Source organism: Lentzea albidocapillata, from assembly GCF_000719115.1.
GTDB classification, from domain to species: Bacteria; Actinomycetota; Actinomycetes; order Mycobacteriales; family Pseudonocardiaceae; genus Lentzea; species Lentzea albidocapillata.
This window is the reverse complement of record NZ_JOEA01000051.1, coordinates 1-2,112: the sequence shown is the minus strand read 5'-3', so window position 1 is coordinate 2,112 and position 2,112 is coordinate 1. Positions and strand designations below refer to the sequence as shown.

The window sequence follows — 2,112 nt, the reverse complement described above, 5'->3', positions numbered from 1 at the left end:
TGCCCGCCGACCGCGATGTAGCGGCCGTTGCGCAGCGGCACGATGTTGTAGTTGTGGACGGTGCAGTTCTCCGCGAGGCCGTCCTGTCCTCGGGGCAGCACCCACTGGCCGAGTTTCGCGCCGGTGTGGGCGTCGTAGAAGAACAGGCTCTTGTCGACGTCCGGGTCGGTGGTCTGGCACTCGGGCTCGGAGCCGCCGCCGGGCTCCCAGCCCAGGATCAGGACTTTGCCGTCCCAGCTGAACGTCGCGGAGTGCCAGCGACCGTTGGTGCCTGCCTGGCCGACACCCGGCTCGCTGACGGTGTAGAGGAACACCGGGTCGGCGAGGCTGCCGCCGGGATGCGAGTTGGCGCCGATGTCGAAGACGTTGGTCGCGTCCGCGCTGGCGCACGCGGCCAGGTTGACGCTGCCGAGGATCACGCCCATGTCGTGACAGCCGGTGCGCACGTTGGTGATCGGACCAGCCAGCGGCTCACGCCGCAGCAGGTTCGCGTTCTGCGGCTGCCCGAACGGCACCTCGATCACGTCGATGAAGTCACCGAGCGCGTTCTCCTGCGCCAGGTTGCCGCTCGTTCCGCAGCCGGTGCTGCTGGAGTTGTTGCTGTAGACGATCAACCGGCCGTTGTCCGGGGCCGCGGTGAGGGTGTGCGAGCCGCACGGCAGCTCGACCGACGCGACCAGGCTCGGATTGCTCGGGTTGCTGACGTCGAAGACGTGCACTCCTTCCCAACCGGCTGGGACGGTCTGCCCGTCGCAGTCGCGTGGGACTGCCTTCTTGGAGTTCCAGGCGCGGACCAGGATGTTCTCCCACACGACGATGTCGCCCTGGTCGCCGTTGCAGCGCTGGTGGGCGATCTCGGTCGGGTTGCCGGGATCAGCGATGTCGACGATGCGGAACCCGTCGTAGTTGCCGTGGAAGGCCAGCTTGCCCCAGAAGGCGATGTCGGAGTTGACGTGCCGGACACCGTCCGGCTCACCGAGGAACGTGGCCGGGTGCGGGCTGTGGCCCTTGGCGTGCATGTTCGGGGTGTTTGGGTTCGTGGCGTGGTCGGCGACCGCGGTCGCCGGGGTGACGAGAACGACGGTGGCCACGAGCGCACCAACTGTTCGAATGACTCGGCGAGACATTCGACAACCTCCTTGGCTACGGGAAGAGCCGTTCCTGGGTTTGCGGGTTGTCGCGCTGCAGCGACGCGGCGCCCACGGTGGCCGGGTGGTCGAGCGCGAACACGTCCAGGCCCCGGTTGATGTCGTTGGCGTAGATGAAGCCGTTGTGCCAATACGTGGACCACGTGTTGGCCGCGATCGGATCACCGGCGCGGTAGAAGCCGAGCTCCACCGGGTTCGCCGGGTCCGTCAGGTCCGCGACGGTCGTGCCGCCGGTGTAGGCGGAAGACACGAGGATGTCGCGATCGATGCCGGGCACGTAGTTGAAGTTGTGCATGGTGCACACGCCGTTCTCGAAGCGTGGCAGCTTGTAGTGACCCAGCTCAGCTCCGGAAGCGACGTCATAGGTCCACACCGCACCCTTTGTCGGTGGATCCTCCGCCCGGCAACGCGGAATCACTCCACCACCGGCCTCGTCCGAGCACGGTGATGTCGTGGCAGCCAGTGGTGGGCTGCAGCGCCGGATTGGCGAACTCGAGCCGCGCCGGGTCGAACACCGTCACACCGGTGGTCGGCGGAGTGGACACGACCTGGGCCTTCTCCGGGTTCTGCAACGGCACGTGGACCACCGAGATCCTGCACGAGACGTAGACGAACAGGCTGCCCTTGCCCGCGGGCGCAAGCGTGTGGGTGTGCGAGCCGCAGTCGGTGCGCACGGAGGCGATGTGCTTGATGTCGGCGGGATCGCGGACGTCGAAGATCCGCACACCCTCCCACGCCACCGGGTTGGTGGCCGGCGTGTTGACGCTGTCGCACTCCGGCTTGCTCTGCGGCGTGTCGACCGACGAGAACAGCAGTCCGTTGTAGACCGACACGTCACCCTGCCCGCCGTTGCACGGCTTGAACGCCACCTGCCGCACGGCCGCGGGGTTCGAGATGTCGATGATGCGGAACCCGCTGAAGGTGCCCGCGTAGGCGTAGTTCCCTTCGAACGCGAGGTCGGACT

Annotated in this window: 3 protein-coding genes; all 3 read right to left on the bottom strand. The window is 67.3% G+C overall.

Features of this window, described 5'->3' with window-relative positions; translation table 11 throughout:
• Positions 1 to 1,091 (bottom strand): LVIVD repeat-containing protein (locus IG04_RS0141670; protein ID WP_030482270.1); only part of this gene is annotated, 1,091 nt, incomplete at its 3' end.
• A 52-nt stretch (positions 1,092 to 1,143) separates the two neighbouring features.
• Positions 1,144 to 1,521, bottom strand: a complete 378-nt coding sequence (locus IG04_RS0141665; RefSeq protein WP_030482269.1) for an LVIVD repeat-containing protein — start codon at positions 1,519 to 1,521, stop codon at positions 1,144 to 1,146.
• Positions 1,508 to 2,112 (bottom strand): hypothetical protein (locus IG04_RS0141660; protein WP_030482268.1); only part of this gene is annotated, 605 nt, incomplete at its 5' end. The genes IG04_RS0141660 and IG04_RS0141665, both read right to left, overlap by 14 nt.